Origin of the sequence: Halorubrum sp. CGM5_25_10-8B (genome assembly GCF_005435095.1) — an archaeon.
Taxonomy (GTDB): domain Archaea; phylum Halobacteriota; class Halobacteria; order Halobacteriales; family Haloferacaceae; genus Halorubrum; species Halorubrum ezzemoulense.
On sequence record NZ_SGTY01000024.1, the window covers coordinates 17,457 to 38,673 of the forward strand.

Annotated in this window: 22 protein-coding genes; 16 read left to right on the plus strand and 6 right to left on the minus strand. The window is 60.0% G+C overall.

The features are described from left to right. The 7 genes from EXE51_RS15870 to EXE51_RS15900 all read left to right on the plus strand — a co-directional run bounded on the left by EXE51_RS15870 (position 1) and on the right by EXE51_RS15900 (position 9,371). Positions 1-240 carry a hypothetical protein gene (locus tag EXE51_RS15870; protein ID WP_137693039.1) on the plus strand — a complete coding sequence of 80 codons (240 nt, stop codon included), beginning with the start codon at positions 1-3 and terminating at the stop codon, positions 238-240. Next, complete coding sequence (locus EXE51_RS17835; protein WP_199234070.1) at positions 237-638, plus strand: zinc ribbon domain-containing protein; 402 nt, start codon at positions 237-239, stop codon at positions 636-638. Before EXE51_RS15870 ends, EXE51_RS17835 begins: the two co-directional genes overlap by 4 nt. Then, entirely contained in the window at positions 635-2,482 is a 1,848-nt protein-coding gene (locus EXE51_RS15880) for a hypothetical protein (RefSeq protein ID WP_137693040.1), read from the plus strand. The genes EXE51_RS17835 and EXE51_RS15880 overlap by 4 nt, the downstream gene beginning before the upstream one ends. Beyond that, positions 2,475-3,257: a hypothetical protein gene (locus tag EXE51_RS15885; protein WP_137693041.1), complete on the plus strand. Its 783-nt coding sequence runs from the start codon at positions 2,475-2,477 to the stop codon at positions 3,255-3,257. The genes EXE51_RS15880 and EXE51_RS15885 overlap by 8 nt, the downstream gene beginning before the upstream one ends. After that, positions 3,254-4,624 (plus strand): hypothetical protein, encoded by a 1,371-nt coding sequence (locus EXE51_RS15890; protein WP_137693042.1) that lies wholly within the window; start codon positions 3,254-3,256, stop codon positions 4,622-4,624. The genes EXE51_RS15885 and EXE51_RS15890 overlap by 4 nt, the downstream gene beginning before the upstream one ends. Positions 4,625-4,794: 170 nt before the next feature. After that, a complete protein-coding gene (locus EXE51_RS15895) occupies positions 4,795-9,060 on the plus strand; it encodes a hypothetical protein (protein ID WP_137693043.1) in 4,266 nt (1,421 codons plus the stop codon). Continuing rightward, positions 9,060-9,371, plus strand: a complete 312-nt coding sequence (locus tag EXE51_RS15900; protein WP_137693044.1) for a hypothetical protein — start codon at positions 9,060-9,062, stop codon at positions 9,369-9,371. The genes EXE51_RS15895 and EXE51_RS15900 overlap by 1 nt, the downstream gene beginning before the upstream one ends. Before the next feature lie 65 nt (positions 9,372-9,436). Here EXE51_RS15900 and EXE51_RS15905 read toward each other — a convergent pair whose 3' ends face one another. The 4 genes from EXE51_RS15905 to EXE51_RS15920 all read right to left on the minus strand — a co-directional run bounded on the left by EXE51_RS15905 (position 9,437) and on the right by EXE51_RS15920 (position 13,385). After that, a complete protein-coding gene (locus tag EXE51_RS15905) occupies positions 9,437-10,156 on the minus strand; it encodes a hypothetical protein (RefSeq protein WP_137693045.1) in 720 nt (239 codons plus the stop codon). Then, complete coding sequence (locus tag EXE51_RS15910) at positions 10,153-11,343, minus strand: hypothetical protein (RefSeq protein ID WP_137693046.1); 1,191 nt, start codon at positions 11,341-11,343, stop codon at positions 10,153-10,155. The genes EXE51_RS15905 and EXE51_RS15910 overlap by 4 nt, the downstream gene beginning before the upstream one ends. Positions 11,344-11,485: 142 nt before the next feature. Further along, complete coding sequence (locus EXE51_RS15915; protein WP_094553357.1) at positions 11,486-12,073, minus strand: hypothetical protein; 588 nt, start codon at positions 12,071-12,073, stop codon at positions 11,486-11,488. Between the two features lie 100 nt (positions 12,074-12,173). Next, complete coding sequence (locus EXE51_RS15920; protein ID WP_137693047.1) at positions 12,174-13,385, minus strand: DNA cytosine methyltransferase; 1,212 nt, start codon at positions 13,383-13,385, stop codon at positions 12,174-12,176. A 137-nt stretch (positions 13,386-13,522) separates the two neighbouring features. On the opposite strand from EXE51_RS15920, the gene EXE51_RS15925 reads away from it, so the two are divergent. The 4 genes from EXE51_RS15925 to EXE51_RS15940 all read left to right on the plus strand — a co-directional run bounded on the left by EXE51_RS15925 (position 13,523) and on the right by EXE51_RS15940 (position 18,212). Beyond that, positions 13,523-13,792: a hypothetical protein gene (locus EXE51_RS15925; protein WP_137693048.1), complete on the plus strand. Its 270-nt coding sequence runs from the start codon at positions 13,523-13,525 to the stop codon at positions 13,790-13,792. Between the two features lie 143 nt (positions 13,793-13,935). Then, complete coding sequence (locus EXE51_RS15930) at positions 13,936-15,018, plus strand: DNA cytosine methyltransferase (RefSeq protein ID WP_137693049.1); 1,083 nt, start codon at positions 13,936-13,938, stop codon at positions 15,016-15,018. A 78-nt stretch (positions 15,019-15,096) separates the two neighbouring features. Continuing rightward, the gene (locus EXE51_RS15935) at positions 15,097-16,242 is read left to right on the plus strand and encodes a restriction endonuclease (protein WP_137693050.1); all 1,146 of its coding nucleotides are present in this window, start codon (positions 15,097-15,099) and stop codon (positions 16,240-16,242) included. A gap of 2 nt (positions 16,243-16,244) precedes the next feature. Then, complete coding sequence (locus EXE51_RS15940; RefSeq protein ID WP_137693051.1) at positions 16,245-18,212, plus strand: ATP-binding protein; 1,968 nt, start codon at positions 16,245-16,247, stop codon at positions 18,210-18,212. Positions 18,213-18,217: 5 nt separating this feature from the next. On the opposite strand, the gene EXE51_RS15945 is transcribed toward EXE51_RS15940, so the two are convergent. Together EXE51_RS15945 and EXE51_RS15950 are read right to left on the minus strand one after the other, a co-directional pair. Further along, entirely contained in the window at positions 18,218-18,553 is a 336-nt protein-coding gene (locus EXE51_RS15945) for a repressor phrH2 (protein ID WP_137693052.1), read from the minus strand. Then, positions 18,554-18,886, minus strand: coding sequence for a phage repressor protein (locus EXE51_RS15950; protein ID WP_137693053.1), 333 nt, complete (start codon positions 18,884-18,886; stop codon positions 18,554-18,556). 374 nt (positions 18,887-19,260) lie between these two features. Here EXE51_RS15950 and EXE51_RS15955 point away from each other — a divergent pair, with 374 nt between their 5' ends. The 5 genes from EXE51_RS15955 to EXE51_RS15965 are packed head-to-tail and all read left to right on the plus strand — an operon-like array spanning position 19,261 to position 21,158. After that, positions 19,261-19,566, plus strand: coding sequence for a helix-turn-helix transcriptional regulator (locus EXE51_RS15955; protein WP_137693054.1), 306 nt, complete (start codon positions 19,261-19,263; stop codon positions 19,564-19,566). Then, positions 19,563-19,838 carry a hypothetical protein gene (locus EXE51_RS15960; protein WP_137693055.1) on the plus strand — a complete coding sequence of 92 codons (276 nt, stop codon included), beginning with the start codon at positions 19,563-19,565 and terminating at the stop codon, positions 19,836-19,838. The genes EXE51_RS15955 and EXE51_RS15960 overlap by 4 nt, the downstream gene beginning before the upstream one ends. After that, positions 19,835-19,999, plus strand: a complete 165-nt coding sequence (locus tag EXE51_RS17590) for a hypothetical protein (RefSeq protein ID WP_158413906.1) — start codon at positions 19,835-19,837, stop codon at positions 19,997-19,999. The genes EXE51_RS15960 and EXE51_RS17590 overlap by 4 nt, the downstream gene beginning before the upstream one ends. Continuing rightward, a complete protein-coding gene (locus EXE51_RS18160; RefSeq protein ID WP_255509932.1) occupies positions 19,996-20,118 on the plus strand; it encodes a hypothetical protein in 123 nt (40 codons plus the stop codon). The genes EXE51_RS17590 and EXE51_RS18160 overlap by 4 nt, the downstream gene beginning before the upstream one ends. Beyond that, positions 20,115-21,158 carry a tyrosine-type recombinase/integrase gene (locus EXE51_RS15965; RefSeq protein ID WP_137693056.1) on the plus strand — a complete coding sequence of 348 codons (1,044 nt, stop codon included), beginning with the start codon at positions 20,115-20,117 and terminating at the stop codon, positions 21,156-21,158. The genes EXE51_RS18160 and EXE51_RS15965 overlap by 4 nt, the downstream gene beginning before the upstream one ends. Positions 21,159-21,217: the final 59 nt, after the last annotated feature.

The window sequence follows — 21,217 nt, forward strand, 5'->3', positions numbered from 1 at the left end:
ATGTCGGTCGGCACGCTCGAACAGGTCGTTCAGCGCTTCCCCGGTCGCACCGGCGAGTGGGCGTATCACGTCAGCCTCGGACTCATAGGGACGATCGGAACGGGGGTACTGGTCTCGAACGGCCTTGCGTCGACGCACGTCGGCGCCGGTGCCGCCGTCGGACTCGTGATAGCTACTGCGGTCGCTTTTACGGGTGCCTACCTGACGGCGGCCGAGCTCGACAAGCGGGGTGAGCGATGAGGCTGAGTCGGCGCCGTGAGATCCGCGGCTGGCTTCTCAACCGCCCCGAGGGCACGCTGTTCTGGGCGACCCTCGGCGCGTTCGGGGTCGGCGTCCTCGGTCTCGTGACGGGAGCAGACGCTGTCTTCGCCGGCGGGTTCCTCGCCGGTCTCGCTGGCGTCTACGTCGACAGCGAGGTGCCCTATGACGCGTGTCCGACCTGTCGGTCGAAGGTCGACGCGGTGAGCGAGCGGTACTGCTCGACGTGTGGCGTGCGTCTCGACGACCTAGAGGCGGCGCCGCCGATCGACGAGCGGGTCCCGGAGCGCTTCCGCCCGTTCGGGCTCGAAGAGATCGAACGCTCGCCGGACATCGACGCGATCGCCGACGGCGGGAGCTACGAGGAGGCCGACGCATGAGGGGACGCGCCGCGGTCGCCGCGGTCAGCCTCGCTGTCCTCCTCGTCGCGACGATGGCGACGCCCGCTCTGGCGGCCGTGGCGCCCACCGATGCCGGCCCGTCGCCGCAGGTCAACGGCAGCGACGTCTCAAGCGGGCCGTTCGACCTCAACGACCTCCGTCGCGGCGGGACCCAACCGTCGGCGGCGCCGCCGAGCGTCCGGTACGTCGGCGATCCCGACGGCGCGGTCGCGATCCGGTACCGCCCGGCCGACCCGCTCTCGAACCAGCCGGTGTACCTCGAAGGCGGAGAGACGCTGAACACTGACGAGATCGAGCTCTACTCGACGGTGTTCGGTGACTCGACGGGCGACTACGAGCTGGTCGTCGTCTACTGGAACGAAGAGACGCGACAGACCGAGAACGGCACGGTCGCGGTCGCGGCGGACCAGGAGGTTCAGCGGGCGGGCGTGACGATCGAAGACGGCTACGCGACGGCACCGGTCGCGCTGAACAGTCACTACGACGAGAGCGTTCAGGCGACGATGTGGCTCGAACGCGACGGCGACCCGGTTAACGGCGCCCGCTGGCGGTTCGAGCACGCGTCGGCGCCGGCGAGCCAGCAGGTTCAGATCGAGACGCAGGCCGACGCGTGGTGGTACTCGTTCCGGACTGCGATCCTCCCGGGCCTCGCGTCGATCGTCGTCGGGCTCTCTGCCGCGAGAGCGACGCTGAAGCGCACGGGCCGCGGCCCGGGCTACTCGCTGGCGACGTGGGGCGTCGTCTCCGTCTTCGGCGGCGCGATCGTCCTCGCGGGGCTCTACTACGAACTCGCGGTCGTCATCGCGAACCTCGACGTGCTGATGGGGCTCTCGCTGCTCCCGATCGCCTACGGCGGCGGCCTCCGCATGAGCCCGCCGACCGAACGGATCGCGTTCGTCCGGAAGGAGCTCACTGACGCGGTGAGCCTCCGGCGCGGCGAGACCGACAAGGAGGGTGCCGACCCGGAGGCGGTCCCGGACGGCGGCGAGCCGACGTCGAGCGTCACCGACTCGGTCGGGCTCGGCGAAGACGGTTACTTCGACGAGCTCTACGAGCAGCTGGCGATCAAGACGACCGTCCGCGCTCCGGACGGGCGTCGGATGGTGCCAAAGACGGGGATCCGCCCGTTCTTCGCGCGGCTGTTCTCGAGAGCGGCGCGGCTCGACCTCTCGCAGCTCCGGACGCGAGTCCGCGTCGAGGGAAGCGCCTCGCAGAAGGTGTACGTCGACCCCGACGAGGACAGCGCGGTAGACCATCGCCCGGCACGACTCCGGCGCCGGATGCCGGCGTGGCACCGGCTCCCCGAGCCTGACGAGGGCGAGGAGCTGTCGCCGATCACGCGCGGCCTCTACGGGCTGCTCACGGTCGCGACGCTGGCGCTTCCGCTCATCGGATGGTACGCCGGTGACGCGGTCGCGAACACGCCGACGGTCGGCGCCGGCGTCGGCCTCGTGCTGCTCGCACTGGAGAGCTACGAGGCCGTCGACGGCGCGATCGACTTCGAGCCCGCGCCGCGCCATGACGTGACCGCCGATGCCTCGCTGACCGTGCTCCAGGGCGAGCACGCGGACGCGAAACTGCTCGAAGACTACGAGGAGATCGCGTGGAGCGAACGCATTACGACGGCGCTCGAAGCCCGCGAGGTCGACTCGCGGCGCGACCGGACACTGATCCGCTCGTTCCTCGAGGACGAGGTCGGACTGAGTCTTGACGCGCTCGGCCTCGACGAGAACGCGGCGAGCGAGCTCGACACGGAGGAGACGGAGTTCGCGTTCGACGACGTCGACCCGGAGACGCGCCGGGTGGAGGCCGACGATGACTGAGGCCGCCGAACCGGTCGTCGACGAGGAAGTGCCGCGAACGACGCGGCCGGCGCTCGACGTCCTCGACCGCGACCAGGACCGGCTACTCTACGAAGGCGACCCGACGCGGGAGCCACCGATCCAGCCGCTTTCCGAGGGATTCGACAGCGCGTTCTACGCGCTCTCGTGGTATCAGGCGGCCGGGATTCGGACGCTCGGTCACGTCGACCGGGTGATCGAGCCGGCCGACATGCTGCCGCTGAGCGGGCTACTGGAGAAGCTGCTGACGGTCGACGACGACCGGCAGTCGGTGTACATCCGGCGGCGGCTGGTCGAGAAGCTTGACGACGCGTGTGACCTCGCATACCGGCAGTTCCGCGAGCGCGCAGGCGAGCGAGTGGAAGACGCCGGCGGGGAGACGTGGAAGGACGTCGACCCCGACGAGGAGTCGAACCCGCTGATGCGGCCGGCGTTCCGCCAGCTCGACCAGGGACAGGCCGCGGCGTTGCTGAACCTCTGGACCGGCTTCGAGGATCGCGAGGCGCTCGGCCGGTGGGTGCGCTCGCTGTCGGCGCCGACGAACGGGGAGAAGCCGAGCGGGCTGCTCGACGAGATCGTCGCCTCGCCGCCGCTTCTCGAAGCGCTGCTCGACCAGGACGAACAGGAGGCGAAAGTGACGCGGTACCGCTTCGCGATGAGCGCCGTGATGCCGTCGTTCCTGTCGGCCGCGCGGACGCTGAGCGGCGGCGAGCGGACGGACAGTAGCGGACCAACACACGGAGCGTTCAATTCATGAGCAAGTCGGTTTCGAGCCGAGAGAAGCGTCGACGGAAGAGAGAAGAGGTCCTCCAGCGGCTTCGCGAGGACTTCGAGCCGTGGGAGAAGTCCCGACAGGCGCGCTACCACGCCGGCGAGAAGTCGTGGAGCCGGCTGTCGGACATCCACAACGACGGCGAGAAGATATATCAGTTCTTCAAGGATAACGACGGGAACAGCCTAAAACCGTTCTGGCGGAAGCTCGAACGGCTGTCTCGGAGCGTCCGTCGAGAGGGACAGCAGGCGGCGCACCCGGTGTATCGCTACCCGAGCGCGTACCTCGACGCGATCATCCACCTCGACGACGCCGAGAAGTGGGCGCTCGAAGAGGGGCGCCTCGACGACGACATCGTCGCCGAGCAGCCGCGACCGCGCCGGAAGGTGCTGGAGTGGCTCGCGAAGCCCGAGAACGAGGACGTTCTCATGGCGATGGGCGACGGCGGGACTGACCTCTGGGCGCACTCCGAACCCGGTGAGGGGAAGACGTCGTTCGCGAACGTCATCGGCGGCGTTCGGATGCCCGAGATAAACAACGAGACGCTGCTGTGGATGCTGACGCTCGACGAGCTCGAGTGTCTCCCGCTGGCGCCGTTCATGACGGTCGCCGTGCCGGAGGGCATCGAGTACGAGGTTCACGCCAAACCGCGGAATCCAGCGCTCCCGACCGTGGTGATCGAGCTGACCGACGTGTTTCGCGACACGATCGAGTACACCGACCCGCGGGACCTGATGACGAAGATCGTCCCGGGCGGGCTCTACGCCGTGCTGCCGGACCCGCTGTTCCGCGGGTGCGAGCAGCTGACGCGAGCCACGTACACGCCGGCTCACAAGGCCGACGAACCGGCCGAAGTGACGCCGCTGCGGGACGTGAACTTCGCGTTCCTCGAAACGCGGGCGAAAGACGACGAGTTCCTCCACCCGACGACGATGGTGAACGACGAGTTCTCCGACCTCGTGCCGCTGAACCCCGAAGCCGACGAGAACGACACGAACCGGAAGGTGAAGGGTTGGCCCGTCGCGCAGGGGAAGGCTCGGAAAAAGAATCTCTCGATGATCAACCTCTCGCATTCGATCGCTCGGTGCGACGAGGGGCCGCGAGAGAAGAACCGGTGGTTCGTGACCATGCCGAACACGCCGCCGCCGGCGAATTCCCTGTCGGGCATCGGGAACGTCCCGATCAACATGAACTACATCAACACGTTCGCGGACCGGAAGGGCCGGGCGGTGATCTGGCGGAACGACAACTTCGCGCCGATCCAGTGGCCGAACCCGTACCGTCGATACCGGTTCCGCGGCGAGATCTCGGTGACCTACCCGCGCCGAGAGGAGGCCCTCGATGCGCTATAGCCCGGAGCGGTACCGCGAGGATCGCCGCCAGCAGCGGCTCAACCGACAAAATCCTATATCGAGTGATATGGGTACCCGCGAAATCGGTCGCGCTCGGTCTGCTCGCTGCCGACCACAGCGCAGCCCATACGCGCGCGTATATACCGAACGTCACGGGGGGGGACCTACCCATGACTAAAAACACACCAGAAAGCCACAGCGAAGACGACGACGGAGAGGAACCGAATCGCGAACTGAAAGCGACGGTGAAAGCCTACGCGCTGCTCGTCTACGCGTACCTTCGAGGCGGCCTCAGACGAGTCCTTGACGAGCTCGCGAAGGCGGCCGACGAGATAGCGCCGCAGCTGACGGGTGCGCTCTCGGGTGTGTCTGTTCCGGCTCGCGCGTGGAAGCCGCTCGGGCTCGCGGCCGTGCTGCTGATCGCGGCCGTCGCGATACCCGCGGCCCCGCTCGGCGACGACCCGAGCGCGAGCGTCGAGACGCAAGAGCCGGTCGAAGGCGAGACGTTCGAAACGGAGACCGAGCCCGACACCGACTCGGTGACGAGCACCGAACCGGAGCGGTCGACGCTGAACGGTGCGACACTCAACGAGCTGCCGAGTTCGTTCCTCGGCGGCTCGCCCGACGCACCAGCGCCGCCCGAGAACGTCCGCGCGTCGGCCGGCTCGCAGACGATGAGCGTCGAGACGGCGGTCGTCGACGGCGAGCCCGCGATCGTCCTCGAAGACGACCGGACGCACGACGGCCGCTGGGTCTCCATCAAAACGTCGTGGTTCGAAGATCAGTTCGGCGAGGTACCGAACGCGGCGTACGTCACCCACGAGGACGGCTCGCGGTACGCGGCGGCGCTGAACGTACGCGGCGACTCGGCCGCGTTCTACGTGCGTGGCTTCTCGACGAACACGGTCACGTTCGACGGTGAAGTGTCGCTCTCGGGCGAAGAGGCCGGCGACGGCACCGAGTTCCAGTACGACCTCAACGCGACGGATGTCGGTGCTCCGTCGATCGACCTGACGGGCGTCGAGACTACAAACAACCGAACTGTCTCGGCGACGACGACGGGCACGATCGACCCCGATATCGGTGGGACCGCCGCTCCGCCGGAGACGACGCTTAGTGTCGAGGGGAACGGATTCGGGAGTCGTACCGTTTCGGACTCGGTAACCAGTGTCTCGGACGGCTACTCGACGAGCGTGAATCTCGAAGGCTCGCTCACCGATACGCCTGAAAGTGCGGCTCCGACGATCGATGTGACGGGCGTCGAGAACACCGCGCCGGCGTCGACGAGTGCGAGCGTGTCGAACGGCGACACACTCCCGATCGACATCGGCGGGACGACATCGCCGCGCGACGAGACGGTCACGCTCACCGGGGTCGAGATGACCTCGGCGGGGTCGCTGTCGGCGGGTCTCGTCAACGACGGCTACTCGTCAACGATCGACGTTGGCGGTAACCAACCGGTCGATGCGGCGATCACGCTTACTGGGCAAGAGTCGACGACGAGCCGATCGATCTCGCGTGACTCTGTGGGTCCAAGCGAGACGGAGACAATCTCGTCTAACGGCAATGACGGCCTCTCGGATGTGTCGGCGACCGTTACAGGCACAACTCGTGTGACAAATATTGACGGATCTGAGTTGTCCTATCTGTACGGGTATTTAACTGGTGTTTCAGATCCCGCGCAGACAACAACTGCCGATGTGTCTAATCAAAACACAATAACTCAGGTCAAAGTGGATGCTAAACCAGCGGGCACCTCGTCAACTGTTAAGTTTTATCTCGACGGGGATCAGATCGGCTCTCTTTATTACACTTCTGACACAACAAAAGTGATAAATGTAAATAAAGATGTGAGTAATCTCGACAATCTTGACGTTAAAATGGACGTGACTGCTGACGGGAATCTTGAGCTAGCCTCGGTTGCTCTCGAACAAAATCCGGATCTGAGGGTCAATGGTGACTCTGTCAATGATGGAGAGACGATCTCTCTGCCGTCAACCGACGAGCAAAGCGTCACGATCGAGGATCTCAGCGGAGGGGCGATAAGCTATGATATTAGCTGGCAGGATCTCTATATCACGTCCGATCCATCCGTGACTATTGGGGGATCGACCGTCACGCACACAGGGGATCTAAATGATGGAGAGACGGTAACAAAGTCTGCTACCCTCTCGACAGGCTCGCAATCAGTCGACGTGTCGACGGGGCATGAGCTCGGTGTCTCTGCCTCATGGACGGAGGTGACGGCGACGGAGGATCCGTCGGTGACGGTCGGCGGCTCGACCGTCTCCCACTCGGGGATTCTCGGGCCGGGTGAGACGGTCTCGGAGTCGGTCGATCTCTCGGTCGGCACGCAGTCGGCGGATATATCGGCTACCGGACCGGTAGACGTGTCGGCCTCGTGGACCGAGGTCAGCCAAACGCACGATCCCGTCGTGGAACTGAACGGTGAAATCGCCTCTCACACTGGAACGCTCGCCGACGGTGAGACGGCATCGCTGACGCTTCCCGAGAGCGCCGTCACAACCGGGGGCAACACGGTCTCGCTCAGTCTGCCCGGCGTCTCGGACGGACCGGGAATGCGAGCCGATCTGAGCTACTCGTTCGAGGAACTCGACGGGACGCTCGCTCCCGAAGTCGACACCGACGGCGACGGCACGCCCGAGGTATCGTCAGGAGAGGTCCTGAGCGACGGAGAGACCGCCTCGAACACGATTCAGCCCGAGGTCGGCGACACGTGGAGCGTATCGGCGGGCGGGAACGCGCCGACCGTTTCCGCGGACATCACCGAGCGCACACAGACGCGAAGTCCGACCATCGAGATCAACGGCGAGCAGGTCGGCCTCGACGGCACGCTCGCGGACGGCGAGACCGCCACGCTCGACGCGAGCGCCTCGTGGCTCCAGTCCGGGACGAACCATGTCACCGTCTCGACGAACTCGCCGGCAAGCGGGCCGGCGTCGCTCGTCACGCTCGACTACAGCCACGGCGCCGAGACGGCGACCGAGGCGACCGTCGAGGAGACCACCTGGTCGCAGACGACAACGGTCGCGAACACGTGGGCGTCGGCACGCTCGAACGCGAGCGTGACCGTCCCGATGAACGACCGCGTCGTCGACGTGCGGAGCGTCGAGGTCCGCCGGAACGGGACCACGTGGGACCCGCTCGCCGCGGACCGGTACGAGCTCAACGGCACCGACCTGACGGCCGAGCTCGGCGACATCGCCGAAGGCTCGATGGTCGAGGTCCGCGCGACCGGGTCGAAGGTCCGCGTTCGGGACGGGTCGATCACGGTCCTCGAACCGACGACGTCGTCGGACCGGCTCGACACCCGGGTTCGCGTCGACGACGCCGGGCCGGACTTCGCGCTCTCGGTCGATGAGACCGTGTTCAGCGACCGCGTTCACTACGCGGAGAACTCGACGTGGGGCCCGCAGACCGGTGCGACGACGATCACTGCGCAGGGCGACCAGACGCTCGCGATTCCGAACGCGACCGTGGGTGCGCAGACGACCGTCCGCACGTGGCCGGTCGAGGTCGCGCCCGTGACCGGGCAGGTGACCGTGACCGACCTCGCGGGCGACCGCTCTGAGCCCGGTATCACCGTCCGCGGTGACGGGAACAGCGACGTCGACTACACGTTCACCGGCGCCGCCGACGGGAAGCCGTACATCCTGTGGTCGGAGACGAATGAGATCGTCCGCGACGAGGCGCTCGCCTCGTCGCCGATCACGCTCACCAACGACAACTCCGACGAGACGCTCGTCTTCCTCGTCGACGACGGAAGCGCGAGCAGTTCCGGCCCGGGCGACGGTCCGACCGGGAGCGTCGGCGGCGGAGGCGCTGGCGGCGGGCCGATGGCCGGCGCCGACGGCGGCGTCCTCGCGCAGCTTCAGGGCATCGCCCCAAGCGGACAGACGCTGCTGCTCGGCGTGACGCTGCTCGGCGGGCTGTTCGTCGTCGGGCGGCGGACGGGAGTCATCACCGAGGAGCGACAGGCGGCCGCGACGAGCGCTGCGGGCTCGGCAGCGAGCACGGTCGGTGGGCTCGTGGAGCGAGCGATCGCGAACGAGATCGTCTTCGGCGTGCTGCTGCTGGCGGGCGGCGGCTGGCTGCTCGCGTCGGGCGTACTACCGGAGCAAACGACGCTGATCCTCTCGCTGGCAGCGGTGCCGGTCGCGATGTTCCTCGTGCTCCAGCAGTTCGACCGGTTCGACTTCCGGATCTGGGCCGGGTCGACCGCACTCGTCGGTGTGCTCGGCCTACAGGTACTCGCGCCGGAGCTGTTCGAGACGATCGCGGAGGAAGCGGGCGTGATAATCGTCGCCGGCGGGCTGCTGCTCGCGTGGCGAGCGGTATCGGCGTGGCGCGCCGAGGCGAACACGCCGGACGAGGTGAACCGGATCGAGATCTCGGGCGACGACGGTGAGAACTGATGTTCGGGTTCCTCGGCAGCCACCTCGGACAGTCGGCGTTCGTCGGCGTCGCGGCGGTCGTCGTGCTGCTGAAGTTCCGACGCTACCGCGCGGTCGGCGGTGCGGCGATCGGTGCAGTCTCGTCAGCAGCGACAGTCGGCGTCGCGGTCCTCGTCGTGCTGTTCGGGCTCGTCGCGCTCGGCTACTGGGAGCCGCCCGTCTCGGAGATCATCGGTGACGTTCTCAGCGCGGGGCGCGCGCTCTACGACATCGTCGGCGAGTGGGTGCTCAGGCAGACCGTCGAGCGCCTCGAAGAGTTCGCGGCCGCATAGCGCCGGTCGCAAACTGACGGCTCTTTCTCGGCGCGTGCTGCGCCGCTGTGAGGATTTCCACACGGTTACACCGAGTAGTCCGGGTCGAACTCAGCGTGGGTCTCCTTGTACTCTCGGAGGAGATCACCAACACCAGTGATCGCGGACTCCATCTCAATTATCGGATTCTTGCGCATCTCGTGGAGCCCGACTTTCGCTTTCAGTTCGCTTGTGTTTGTCCGATTCGAACCCCTGGCGTCACGGTACTCCCAGTCCTCGTGATCCATGCTCGCGCACAGGACCTGCGTAATCTCGATTGGTGGCGTGTCGTCCGGCGCAGGCGCATCATCCGTGGGAGATTCGCTGCGCGCATTGATGCGATAGTGGATACCGAGGAGCCACCCCTCGACATTGTGGTGCGCGTAGAACGTGTTCCCCATCGATGCTTTGATTTCGAGGCCCGGACCGTTGTCGGAGTCTTTGACGGCGTAGTCTTCAGGCCATTCGTGATCGTTTCCATCGTAGAGTAAGTCCGGATACCCGTCGTCGAGACGGTTGAGGACGAAGTCCGGTGACTCCTCGGCGAAACGGGTCGTGAGGCGATGGCTGACGAACCCTCCAATCGCATTGTTCGCACGGAACTGTTTGTGGAACCGTCCGTATCCCTCTTCGAGGTGCCACTCGTTCACCTCATGCCAGTACTCGTAGAAGCTCTCGATCGCGCTTACGACCTGCGGGACTTCGAGTCCGTAGGGGAGCTCCGCGTCATGGTTGACGAATCGCTCTTGAACTTCCGGCCGCTTCATGTTTCGTCGAGTCCCATTTGTACGTCTGATTCCGCGAGATGGTCGAGGACGCGGTTGTCCGGGTCAATGCTCGAAACGAATCGCAGGAGTCGCTGAACGCCGTCGGGGTTCTCCTCGATGTTCGCGAAGAAGTGGACCATCCCGTGGAGGCCGCGGTTCTGCTTGTGGTAGTCCCAGAATCGGAGTCGACGGGCGAGATCTCCATCGTCCAGAACACGGACATCCGCATCTTCGAGTGTCTTGCGAGCCTCCGGCCCCACTTCGGTACAGATTGCGATGGCGATCGCGGTTGTGTTCTGTGCGACCTTCATCATCGTGCCGAGCTCGGCACTGACGTTCGACTCGTCGATGACGCGGTCCTTGACTTCGACCGAGATCATGAGGTCAGGACCGTGGTACCCGTCGATATCGCCGTACCGCTGCTGGCGCGAGGAGCCGGTTCGAACCTTGCTCGCGCGGAGGGACAGGTGCGGCCACTCCGCCTTGACATACCCGTAACAAAGGGCCTGGTACGCCGATCCGCCCTGCTCGTTAGGGGCTTTACGCGTGTAGTCTCGGAGCACCTTCAGGAACGGCTCTTCGAACGGTGGGTCGCGTCGTTCGTACTCGCTCGATTCCAGCCGCTCCAGCCCGAGGTCGAAGAGCTCCTGTGCGGCGGCGACACGACCGTCGCGGGATAGCCGGAACGCGAGTTCGAGCATGTCGTCGTACCGTTCCCACTCTCCGGTGTGGTGTCCCGGTGAACTCGGGAAGTTCGTTCGATTCAGATCCTCCCGGAAGAGTTCGATCAGTTCGTTGTGGAACGTTCGAATCCCTTCCCGAGTACTACCCCGTTTTAGCGTCAGCGATGACTTCGCTGTACTCTCGTAACGGTCGAGGATATCGTCGACGGTGATGTCGGGGTCGTAGCCAGCGAGCCAGTCGTCGTGTTCCGCCAATTCCTCCGCGAGCACGACAAAGTCGATCGCGAGTCCGAGCGTCCCCTTGGAGGACTTGAACTGCGTCTCCGCCTCCGACACGAGCGCCTCGATTATCGTATGCTCCGCGTCAGAGATTTCTTCGTCTGAGCCGTCGTATTCGGATAGATCCGACTGATTTTCGAAGTAGGTGCTCGGGAAGTGGCTCCGCAGAAACGCCTCGATCGCCTCGTGTTCGTGATCAGCGCGATCGTCGCTCCATATGCTCATCTGAGTATACTGTCCGGTTCACAGACACGCATAGAAATGTTGGCATTACAATCAGCAAGGACCTAATTGTAACATCCACATTTCCAGTGCTCGGTAGGAACGTATTAGAGAACATCAGAAGATACGCTGCGGCTTAGATAACCTACTCAAGATTTTCTAGAATCTGGATAAAACGAAATGCCGGAGAACCGTAGTTACTAGTATCACCTCTTGCTATCTCTTGTAATTCTTCGATACGAGCCGTGTACTCATCGTTAATAACCAGTCCAAAGTCTTCACCCGTTTTGGACTCAAACTCCTCCTCAAGTCGCTCCAGTCCTTGGATTAGATACCCTCTATTCTGACCACCCGTCACGACTGGTGCCCAGAACTGGTACGAATACTCTGCGTCGGGAAAAGTTCGGCTGGCATATCTATGTCCGTCGAGAAATTTTCGCCATAATGTTTCCAAGGAGTGGTGATATGAGCTAGTATTCGAATATTCCATCCACCAGCCATCTCGGTCGTCTGGGGTTCCAGAATAAAGCCCCCCACCCAGATGAGTCACAACCTCACAGATATAGATACGCTGTCCTTTGCCTTCCTGGTGAGTATCAATAGCAAGGACATCCGTCTCCATTTGATCGCCCGGCTCTGCTGAGCGATTGTTGTAACTCACCACCTCACAACCATTCAATCGCTGGTGGTATGCGCCAACGAGCAACTCTCCCCAACCAGCACTTTGGGACATGGACTGGTGACTGACCGCGTGTACAATAGTTCTCTCGGCAGCTAATCCATGCTTGTCAGAAATAACGTGTCACGGCGAGAGGTGCTTCAAGGCCGTAGCGTTAATCGGCGAAGTCTAGTGTAACCTGCTGCGCGTGCCCGCCGATATCGGATTTCTCTTCCTCAAACTCGGCGAGGTCCATTCCCCCGCACCGAAGCTTGTAGATGCGCTCTCGTTCATTCTCGGTCAGCGTCTGGCTGTAGACGCTCTGCTTGAGGTAGTAGCCGACGGACTCCGCGAGGTACGGCGGCACTGCGTTCCCGATCTGCTTCCGGACCGAGACGAGCCCGCCGTCGAACCGGTACCAGTCGGGGAACGTCTGTAGCCGCGCCCCCTCGCGCGGCGTGAGCCCGCGGTGCTGGAACGGGTGGATGCACCGGGCGCTGGAGGGCTTCGACATGTTCGACGTGATCGCGACGGCCGGCTCCTGCGAGTCGAGTCGGGAGTAGGAGTTGTGGTAGCCCGAGGACGGCTGGAGTTCGTCCGGGATCTCGGTCCGGTTCCCGCCGTCGGAGATGTGTGATATCATCTCCACCATGTCCTCGGTGTGGTTCGCGGCTTGGTGGTGGGTGAGATCCGTGTTGTCGCCCCGGAGGTCGTCCTGAATAACCGTCGTCGGCTCGGCGTCGTACTCGGTCTTCTCCTCGCCGGGGCTGACTTCGGGGAGGTCGCCGATTCCGGCGATCACGCCGGGCGTCTCGATCGGGTCTAACTCGAAGCCGTCGAAGGGGAACTCAGTCGTCGAGCGCTTCGTCGCGAGCACCAGCAGGCGGTGTCGCTGCTGCGGGACGCCGAAGTCGGACGCCTCCACGACGCGGTAGCTGACGTCGTAGCCCATCTCGCCGAACGACTCCTCGACCGCGTCGAGGAACTTCCCGTCAGCGGTGTTTTGCATCCCACGGACGTTCTCGAACAGCGCCGCCTTCGGATCGAGCTCGTTCACCCACGAGATGAAGTTCACGAAGAGGTGGTTCCGGTCGTCGCTGCCGTCGGGACTGACCACTTCGGAGAATCCCTGACAGGGCGGGCCGCCGGCGACGAGATCGACGGTGTCGCGGCCGACGACCTCGGTGACATCCTGGTTGTCGACCTCGCGGATGTCCTGGGTCAGCTCGTCCGGCTCCAGACCCTCGCGATTGTTCGCGAACGAGGCGCGGGCGTCGTCGTCGACCTCGACGGCGTGGACGAGCTCGAAGCCGGCGCGCTCGAGGCCGACGGAGAGTCCGCCCGCTCCCGCGAACAGATCGACGTAGGTCAGGTCCTGCTGACTCATCTATCGGAGAGTGCCGCTCAACTGTATTTAATCGTTGGTACTGGGAGAACCGTTGGAGAGGCGACTCGTTCGAAGGATGATCGTCACAGAGTCCCTCCCTGAGCAAATTTCATATCGTGGGGCGCTGAAGCCGACATATGAGCGGTGACCTCGTTGAGCTCCCGGTTGAAGTGGAGGTCACGTCAGAACGGTACGGAACACTTCGGTCGGTGAACGTCGTGACTGGGGACGATATTCCACCGGAGTTAGATACGCAAGATTGGCGGCTCGAAGAGCTCTCAGCAGAGTCGCACGTCCGGGATCAGATTAATCTCGGAGGGATCGACGAAACGACGATAGTCGGTGTGGTACTGGTTGAGACTGGAACGCTGGAGTGGAAGTTTATCGAGGAACAGAAATCAACATAACTCCGAATCTACGTTGCCTTGAGAGAAGTACTAATGTACGCGATTTCGAGAGAAACCGTAGAATACATTACTGACATATAACAGCCAACCACTTTCGATCCGGTTAGATGAGATTTTTATCCCCCGGTGAAATGTATAGATGTATGAGCATTCGCGCCGTCGATTTATTTTGCGGAGCTGGGGGTCTTACCTACGGTCTCCAAGAGGCAGGAATCGACGTTCGCGCCGGGTTTGACATCGAATCCGAATGTCGCCATCCATATACCGAGAATAATAGCGATGTCGACTTCGTGGAGGGTGACCTCAGCGACGACGTTTCTAACGCTGAAATCGAGGAGTACCTTTCCGCCGGCGAGGACGACTACACTCTGATTGCTGGGTGCGCACCGTGTCAGCCGTACTCTACGATGAGTAACGGCAATAAAAATCGCACAGAGGATCACGAAAAGTGGGGGCTAATGGACGAGTTCGCAGAGATTGTAGCTGATATTCAGCCCGATCTCGTTACGATGGAAAATGTTCCTCAAGTTCAGAAACACGACCCCTATGATGACTTCTGTCGTCGACTGGCAGAAGCGGGTTACCACATTAGCGATCGCGTTGTTGATTGCCCCAACTATGGAGTACCTCAACAGCGAAAGAGAATGGTCCTTCTTGCATCTAAACACGGTCGTATAGAACTCCAAGATCCAACTCATGATCCAGATGAAGTGACTGTTGAATCTGAATTCAGCAAACACAACTTCTGTGAACTAGAGGCTGGTGAGACTTCAGATGACGACTTCTTACACAATGCGCGCGGTCTGTCTGATACCAACAAGAAGCGCATTAGACATTCGCAGCCGGGTGGAACTTGGAAAGATTGGCCTGAAGAACTCCTTCTGAAGTGCCATAAGAAAGATTCCGGACGGAAGTATATCGCGCCATACGGCCGTATGGAGTGGAATAAGCCCGCACCCACGATCACTACACAATTTTATAACTACGGAAGCGGCCGGTTTGGTCATCCGGAAGAGGATCGAGCAATATCTGTCCGCGAAGGTGCTACACTACAGACTTTCCCGAGCGACTACTCATTCGTACAGTCAGAGGAAGAACTAAGTGTCAAGTCTGTTGGAAAACTAATCGGAAACGCAGTGCCTGTTCGGCTTGCTGAGGCAATCGGTCAGAGCCTCATCCAACATATTCGAAATGAGGATCCTCAGACCCAGTTACAGACCGTCTAGTATATATTGAACTTATCTACATTAACTGATTCTCAGAGTTCGTGGATTTAATAGGATTGATGTTATTGAGATATAACGATGAGTCAATCGCGGGGGCAAAATACGATCTTGGCTCGCCTCCAAGAAATCGACCGGTATGATTTCGAAGACTTCGTTGCAGATATATTCGAAATTGCAGGATGGGAGACGAGTGTTACTCAGGATTCAGATGATGGCGGTGTCGATGTTATCGCACGAAAGACTACCCTTTACGAGGAAAAAGCATCAGTACAAGCTAAGCGTCTAGATAGGGGGAACAAAGTCGGCAAACCCGAAGTTTTGGAATATTCTGCGCTCGATCGAAATGATATTGATACAGATGTTGTCGTAATTGCTACGACAGCTCCATTTACTCGTGGAGGCTACAGAGCAGCTGTAGAACATAATGTTAAGTTGATAGACGGAGCTATGCTGGCTGGCTTTGTTGAAGCTCAAGATGCTACTGACCTCATCGATGATTATGCGCCAGATATAGACGAAATCGAATTGGGGGAAGATGAAGTATTTGTAACGGGCGAGGCAGCTCGCGAGGAATATCTGAGAGAGCGGCCGGTGTCTGCCTCTGTAAAAATCTTCAGAGAAAAAGATCTAATCGACGCAGTAGATTTGATACAGAGTTCTGAGGTGGGGAAAGATCAGATAGATTGTCTGTACGAACTAAAGTCATCAATCGAGAATGGAGAAGGAGATATCCCCATAAATTCTCTCCTGAATTATCCTCAAATAATTGACCAGAATTGGCATGATGTGAGTTATCTAGAGGAAGTTTGTGAGCGGGTTTTTGAACTTTCTGACGGAGGCGCTGTAACTCCAGATGAGTTTGATTTGCTGTGTTTCCAGTACCGGGAGAAAGTCGCTATTCAAACTCTACTCCCAACGGATACACCGGTTGGGGTGGATGAATTTGCATTTCTCGAGACTTGTGTTGACTGTATTGCAGAACTAGAAATTGTTGACGATGATAATCCAGATGGGCTTATTCTTGGGTGTAGGCTAGACAATATAGACAGGAAAATTGAACGCAACAAGCATTATGGAATTACAGCCAAGACGTATCAGGAAATACTAGAGAGGTCTATCCGCACCAACGATGAACTACTGCGCGCGGTCATGCCGTATTTTCGAGCATCAAACGATGAAGAAACGCTTGAAAAAATCGACCTGCTCCGGGAGACGGTGAGCTAACAATGAGCGATCAAAACGCCACTAACGACGATGACGGCATCGAAGAGCCAGAGCTAACAATGACGTTGGACATGAATATTCTCCAACACCTAGGGCTGAAAATGTATACCAGTCTCCCAGCAGTAGTTTCTGAGTATGTAGCAAATGCATGGGATGCGGGAGCGACTCAAGTTGATATCTCTTTCCCGACTGATGAGTCGATGAATGGTGATTACAAAATTACTGTTGAAGATAATGGGGTCGGTATGACGTATGAAGAAGTAGAAAATAAATTCTTGGTCGTAGGGCGCAACCGGCGACAAGACGAAGGAGATGACGTAGTCGAAATCCGTGGTATGACTCGTCCGGTTATGGGACGCAAGGGGATCGGGAAGCTCGCTGGATTTGGCGTGGCAGGGACTGTTATTGTTAAAACATTTAATGATAGCCAATACGTTGAATTTGAGTTAGATTATGACCAAATGAAAGAAAAAGGAAACGAAGAGAATCCGGCTGATACAAGTACATACGATCCCCAAATAACGGATTACGGAATTAGCGAAGAGAAGGAACACGGTACAATTGTTACTCTTACAGATCTAGATCGTGAGCGTCGGCCAAGTTCCCGATACATCGTAGAAAGGTTGGCTAGGAGATTCTCAGTTATCGATGATGAATTCGTAGTTAATGTTAATGATAAGCGTGTCGAGCCGACAGATCGAGGATTGAAATCTGATTGTCAATATATAGAAAATTTCGACGAGAATATCGAAGATAGCCAAGGAAACGAATACAATGTTCGGGGTTGGATAGGCACAATGGAAGATCGGGTTGAAGAAGAGCAGAAGGGAGTAGCTGTAATGGCGAGAGGAAAGCTCGTCCAAGAGCCCACCTTGTTCGGGGTTTCAATGACTAAAACTGGCCAATTTGCGCTTGAATATCTTGTTGGCGAGATTCACGCAGACTTTGTTGATGATGATGAATTGGATCTGATTTCTACAGACAGGAGCAGCCTCGCATGGGGTAAGGAACCAGCAACTCAGCTGCGAGACTGGTTGAAAGACGAACTCGCAAGAGTAGCTGATGAAGGGGCTGCTATTCGCAAAGAGGATCGTCTAGCAGACGCCAAAGAAACGGAAAGCTACGACGAGAGAATAGAAAGCCTCCCAGATGACAAACGTGATGAAATTGATGAATTTATCGGAGAAGCTTCTCAAAATCGTGATTTCGAATCTGGGGAAAAAGATGAGTTCATAGAGCGTGTTGCAGAGAGTGCCGAGAAAGAGGTATTCACTGACTTTCTTACCGATATGCGTGATGTAGAAGTTTCTGATACTGATGCTGTCTTTGATCTCTTCGATCGGTGGGAAGTAATTGATGCCCTTGAACTAATGCAGGTCGCTAGAGGTCGTCTAGAAACAATCTCGAAGTTCCGTATGCTCATAGAGTCTGATGTTCGCGATAACGAGCAGATTCATGAGTTCATCTCAGAGAATCCATGGGTAATGGAGCCTCGGTGGGATTATGTCGACGATGAGCCTGAGTACAGAAGTCAAATCGAGGAACACTTCCCGGCAGAAAACTTCCATGATAATCCGGATGAGCGTCTTCAAATCCTCTGTTTGGGATATGGTGAAAACCTAAATCTCGTAGAGATACTCCGTCCAGACGACACAATAGAGAGACACAACTTGGAAAACTTGGAACGATATGTAGATTACCTCAGAAATGAAGTGAGTGGGGAAGATGATATTTATCGGAATGTGAGTGGATACGTTATTGGAGGCGAAATTTCATCACTAGCGGAGAGGAAAGCGGACAGATTAGAGCGTGACGACATCTATGGTCGCACGTACGAGAGAATGCAAGAGATTGCAGAGGCAACGTTCGACCAGTTCCTAGAGGTATTCAGGGAGAAGGCGGAAAAAACTGGAGACCGCCGGCTGTTGAACCGTGTCGAAACCCTCGAAGAGGAGGCCGCGGCAGACTAATCGCTTCAGAATCCCGCCCACTCTTCCGGCCGGGTAGCATGAGGCGGCCGCGGACCTGGCTCAGGAACATCAAGCCCTGGATCAACTTCCTCGCTCAGATACAGCCGCCCCCACGTCGTGATTGACCAGTAGGTCTCGACACGACCGAATCCGATATCGCGGTCTTCGCGCTCGACAAGCTCGGCGTCGACCAACGTGTTACAGCGCTCAGTCACTCGACCGGGGCTCACCGTGCCGGTAAGCTCGAACCCGACTTCCCACGAAGTCGCGGCCCCATCCGAAGCCAACTGCTCAAGAATTCGTTCATCTAACTGAGTCATCCACGAGACGAACGAACGCATTCAGGTTGCTCCTCCGTTCGACTCACCGGGGACCTCCTCGGAGTTGCTGGCGGTGACCTCGCTGGCGTCGTCATCGATGTAGCGCCATTCCTGTGTGTCAAGTCGCCCATCGAGGTATGCCTCTCCATCGTCAGTGATGACGTATATCCCGTTACCGAAATGTTTGGTTAGACCCTCTTCAGTTAGCCGTTTACAGCGTTTGTCGATGTACTGTCGTGAGTAGTTGATCGGGCCTTCGCGCTTCATCTCAGCCGGAGAACCAGACTCGTGTTCAGAGAGATATTCAAGAACCCTATCATCGACAAGGGTCATCCAGTCTCCAGAATGTCTCATGAAGGACGCTCAGTTGCCCTTCGCTGTATTATGACCGAATAGCAATTCATATTGATTGTAGCATTATAGAAACTAGCCAGCAACTATAAATGCTTACAGCATAGAGTGATGCTTACGGAGCCCGAGTGACGAACCCTCGGCTCGCGATGAAATGTAGGAATCCCGGCCGCGGTGCTGGAACACCCGGCCGGGTCGGGTTCTGTGTGGACCCACAGAACCATGCTGACGATGGCAACTGCGGGGCTTAAGCCCTGCGCGACGACCGGAGAATCGAGCGAAACCGACGGCGGCTGCGCGTTCTGCCCAGCGCCGGCTGACGGCTTCGATGCCGAGCGTGGCGTGCCCGTCTGTTACTCTTGTGCGGAGGACAACTCATGAGCGCGGAGTGCGCCCCGGACCGCGACGCGCTCGCGGACCTCACTGCGTTCCAGCGCGACCTCCTCTGGGCGCTCTCCCACGAGAACGCCCGGAAGGGGACGGCTCTGAAGGCAGACCTCGCCGACTACTACGGCGAGGAGATCAACCACAGCCGCCTCTACCAGAACCTCGACACGCTCGTCGAGCGCGACCTCGTCGCCAAGGCGGCGCGCGACAGGCGCACCAACGAGTACAGCCTCACCGAGGCGGCCCGCCGCGCGCTCGAAGCGCGCCGGGCGTGGGAGGCCGGAGGTGACGAATGAGGTTCACGCGCATCGCGGACGGCGAGGCGACCGCCTACACGGTCGGCGTCGACCGCCTCGACCCCGAGGCGGCGCCCGAACTGGAGCCGGCGGGCTACCGCTCGCCGCAGCTGCTCTATGCGATCATGACGCCGGGCGCCGTCGTCGCCGACTACGACGTCCACCGCCTCGCGCGCTCGCTCCCCGGCGACGCCGACTGGGTCGTCGACGAGCTCCGTGCCCTCGACTACGACGATCTCGCCGAACCCGACGCGCCGGAGGTCGACCCGTGACCCGCCGCGTCGAGGTCGAACTCCACGCGGAGACCCGCGTGGTCACCGAGGCGGTCGACATCGGCGTCACCGGTACCGACGAGGCCGCGGTCGACATGGCCCGCGAGCAGGCCGGGATCCGGCCGGAGTGCTTCCGCCGCGGCGAGGTGGTCTCTCCGTGACGCTGTGGGACTGCCCGGAGTGCGGCTCCACGGTGAACGCGTTCGTGAACGGCTCGACGTGTCCGAACTGCGGCTACTACCGCGGTCGGTCACTCGTGACGCTGAACACGGGTCCATGAGCCGTGAAGCTCCGGAATTCACGCCGAGAGAGGCGGTCGAGAGGTGGATCGATCGGCAGCGACTCGACAAAGCGTCCATGACGGTGAAGGGCTACAGCGGTCGGCTCAAGCACTTCGTGGACTGGTCTGAGGAGGAAGGTGTCGAGTCGATGGAGGAACTGACGGCGTGGGACATCGAAAGTTACGAGACCGCGAGACGCTCTCACGATCTGGCGACGATAACGCTTCGGAACGAGCTGCTCACGTTTCGACAGTTCCTGGAGTACTTTGCTTCGATCGGCGTGGTTGACGATGACCTACCTGAGAAGGTAGATTTACCGAACGTGAGGAAGTCGGAGCAGACTGACGACACGTTCCTCGGTGAAGAGCACGCTCGCTCGCTGCTAGAGGCGTACCGGAACGGCGAGACAAGTTTCGACAGGGGTCACGCGTTCCTCGAGTTGGCGTGGTACACGGGTGCCCGGATGGGTGCCATTCGAGGCCTCAACCTCTCTGATGTTGATCTGGAGGGTGGCCACGTTCACCTCCGGCACGAGCCTGATAAAGATACGCCACTGAAGAACACGGTCGACGGGGAGCGTGTCGTTGGGATCTCAGAGAATGTGTGCGACGCGCTTCGCAAGTATGTCCGAGAGTCGCGCATCGACTCGACAGACGAGTACGGAGATCGACCGCTGTTCACGACTGCTCACGGACGGATCTCGCGGAACGCGATGCGGACAACGAGCTATTACGCGACCGTTCCCTGCCGGTTCGGTGATTGTCCACACGACAAGAATCGGGAGACGTGTGAGTTCTTCTCGGTGAATCAGGCGAGCAAGTGTCCGTCATCGAGGAGCCCACACCAAATCCGTTCGGGATCTATCACGTGGCAATTGAATCGTGATCTCCGGGCGGATGTCGTCTCGGAGCGAGTGAACGCGTCGGTCGACGTGATTGAGGACCACTACGACCAGGCGTCGCCACTTCACGAGTTCCAACAGCGACGGGAACAGCATCTGAACAAACTGCGGTTTGACGAGGACGATCAAAATGAGTGAACATACTACGAGAACGGAAGAATCGCAGGACGGCACCCGGAAAACCGCCCCAACCCACT

Bases quoted from the DNA above. Each gene is read 5' to 3' on its own strand.
- EXE51_RS15895 (WP_137693043.1), top strand. From the start codon at position 4,795: ATGACTAAAAACACACCAGAAAGCCACAGCGAAGACGACGACGGAGAG.
- EXE51_RS15960 (WP_137693055.1), top strand. From the start codon at position 19,563: ATGAGGTTCACGCGCATCGCGGACGGCGAGGCGACCGCCTACACGGTC.
- EXE51_RS15890 (WP_137693042.1), top strand. From the start codon at position 3,254: ATGAGCAAGTCGGTTTCGAGCCGAGAGAAGCGTCGACGGAAGAGAGAA.
- EXE51_RS15900 (WP_137693044.1), top strand. From the start codon at position 9,060: ATGTTCGGGTTCCTCGGCAGCCACCTCGGACAGTCGGCGTTCGTCGGC.
- EXE51_RS15885 (WP_137693041.1), top strand. From the start codon at position 2,475: ATGACTGAGGCCGCCGAACCGGTCGTCGACGAGGAAGTGCCGCGAACG.
- EXE51_RS15940 (WP_137693051.1), top strand. From the start codon at position 16,245: ATGAGCGATCAAAACGCCACTAACGACGATGACGGCATCGAAGAGCCA.
- EXE51_RS15925 (WP_137693048.1), top strand. From the start codon at position 13,523: ATGAGCGGTGACCTCGTTGAGCTCCCGGTTGAAGTGGAGGTCACGTCA.
- EXE51_RS15935 (WP_137693050.1), top strand. From the start codon at position 15,097: ATGAGTCAATCGCGGGGGCAAAATACGATCTTGGCTCGCCTCCAAGAA.
- EXE51_RS15945 (WP_137693052.1), bottom strand. From the start codon at position 18,553: ATGCGTTCGTTCGTCTCGTGGATGACTCAGTTAGATGAACGAATTCTT.
- EXE51_RS15880 (WP_137693040.1), top strand. From the start codon at position 635: ATGAGGGGACGCGCCGCGGTCGCCGCGGTCAGCCTCGCTGTCCTCCTC.
- EXE51_RS15910 (WP_137693046.1), bottom strand. From the start codon at position 11,343: ATGAGCATATGGAGCGACGATCGCGCTGATCACGAACACGAGGCGATC.
- EXE51_RS15950 (WP_137693053.1), bottom strand. From the start codon at position 18,886: ATGAGACATTCTGGAGACTGGATGACCCTTGTCGATGATAGGGTTCTT.
- EXE51_RS15870 (WP_137693039.1), top strand. From the start codon at position 1: ATGTCGGTCGGCACGCTCGAACAGGTCGTTCAGCGCTTCCCCGGTCGC.
- EXE51_RS15930 (WP_137693049.1), top strand. From the start codon at position 13,936: ATGAGCATTCGCGCCGTCGATTTATTTTGCGGAGCTGGGGGTCTTACC.
- EXE51_RS17835 (WP_199234070.1), top strand. From the start codon at position 237: ATGAGGCTGAGTCGGCGCCGTGAGATCCGCGGCTGGCTTCTCAACCGC.
- EXE51_RS15905 (WP_137693045.1), bottom strand. From the start codon at position 10,156: ATGAAGCGGCCGGAAGTTCAAGAGCGATTCGTCAACCATGACGCGGAG.
- EXE51_RS15965 (WP_137693056.1), top strand. From the start codon at position 20,115: ATGAGCCGTGAAGCTCCGGAATTCACGCCGAGAGAGGCGGTCGAGAGG.
- EXE51_RS15955 (WP_137693054.1), top strand. From the start codon at position 19,261: ATGAGCGCGGAGTGCGCCCCGGACCGCGACGCGCTCGCGGACCTCACT.
- EXE51_RS15920 (WP_137693047.1), bottom strand. From the start codon at position 13,385: ATGAGTCAGCAGGACCTGACCTACGTCGATCTGTTCGCGGGAGCGGGC.
- EXE51_RS15915 (WP_094553357.1), bottom strand. From the start codon at position 12,073: ATGTCCCAAAGTGCTGGTTGGGGAGAGTTGCTCGTTGGCGCATACCAC.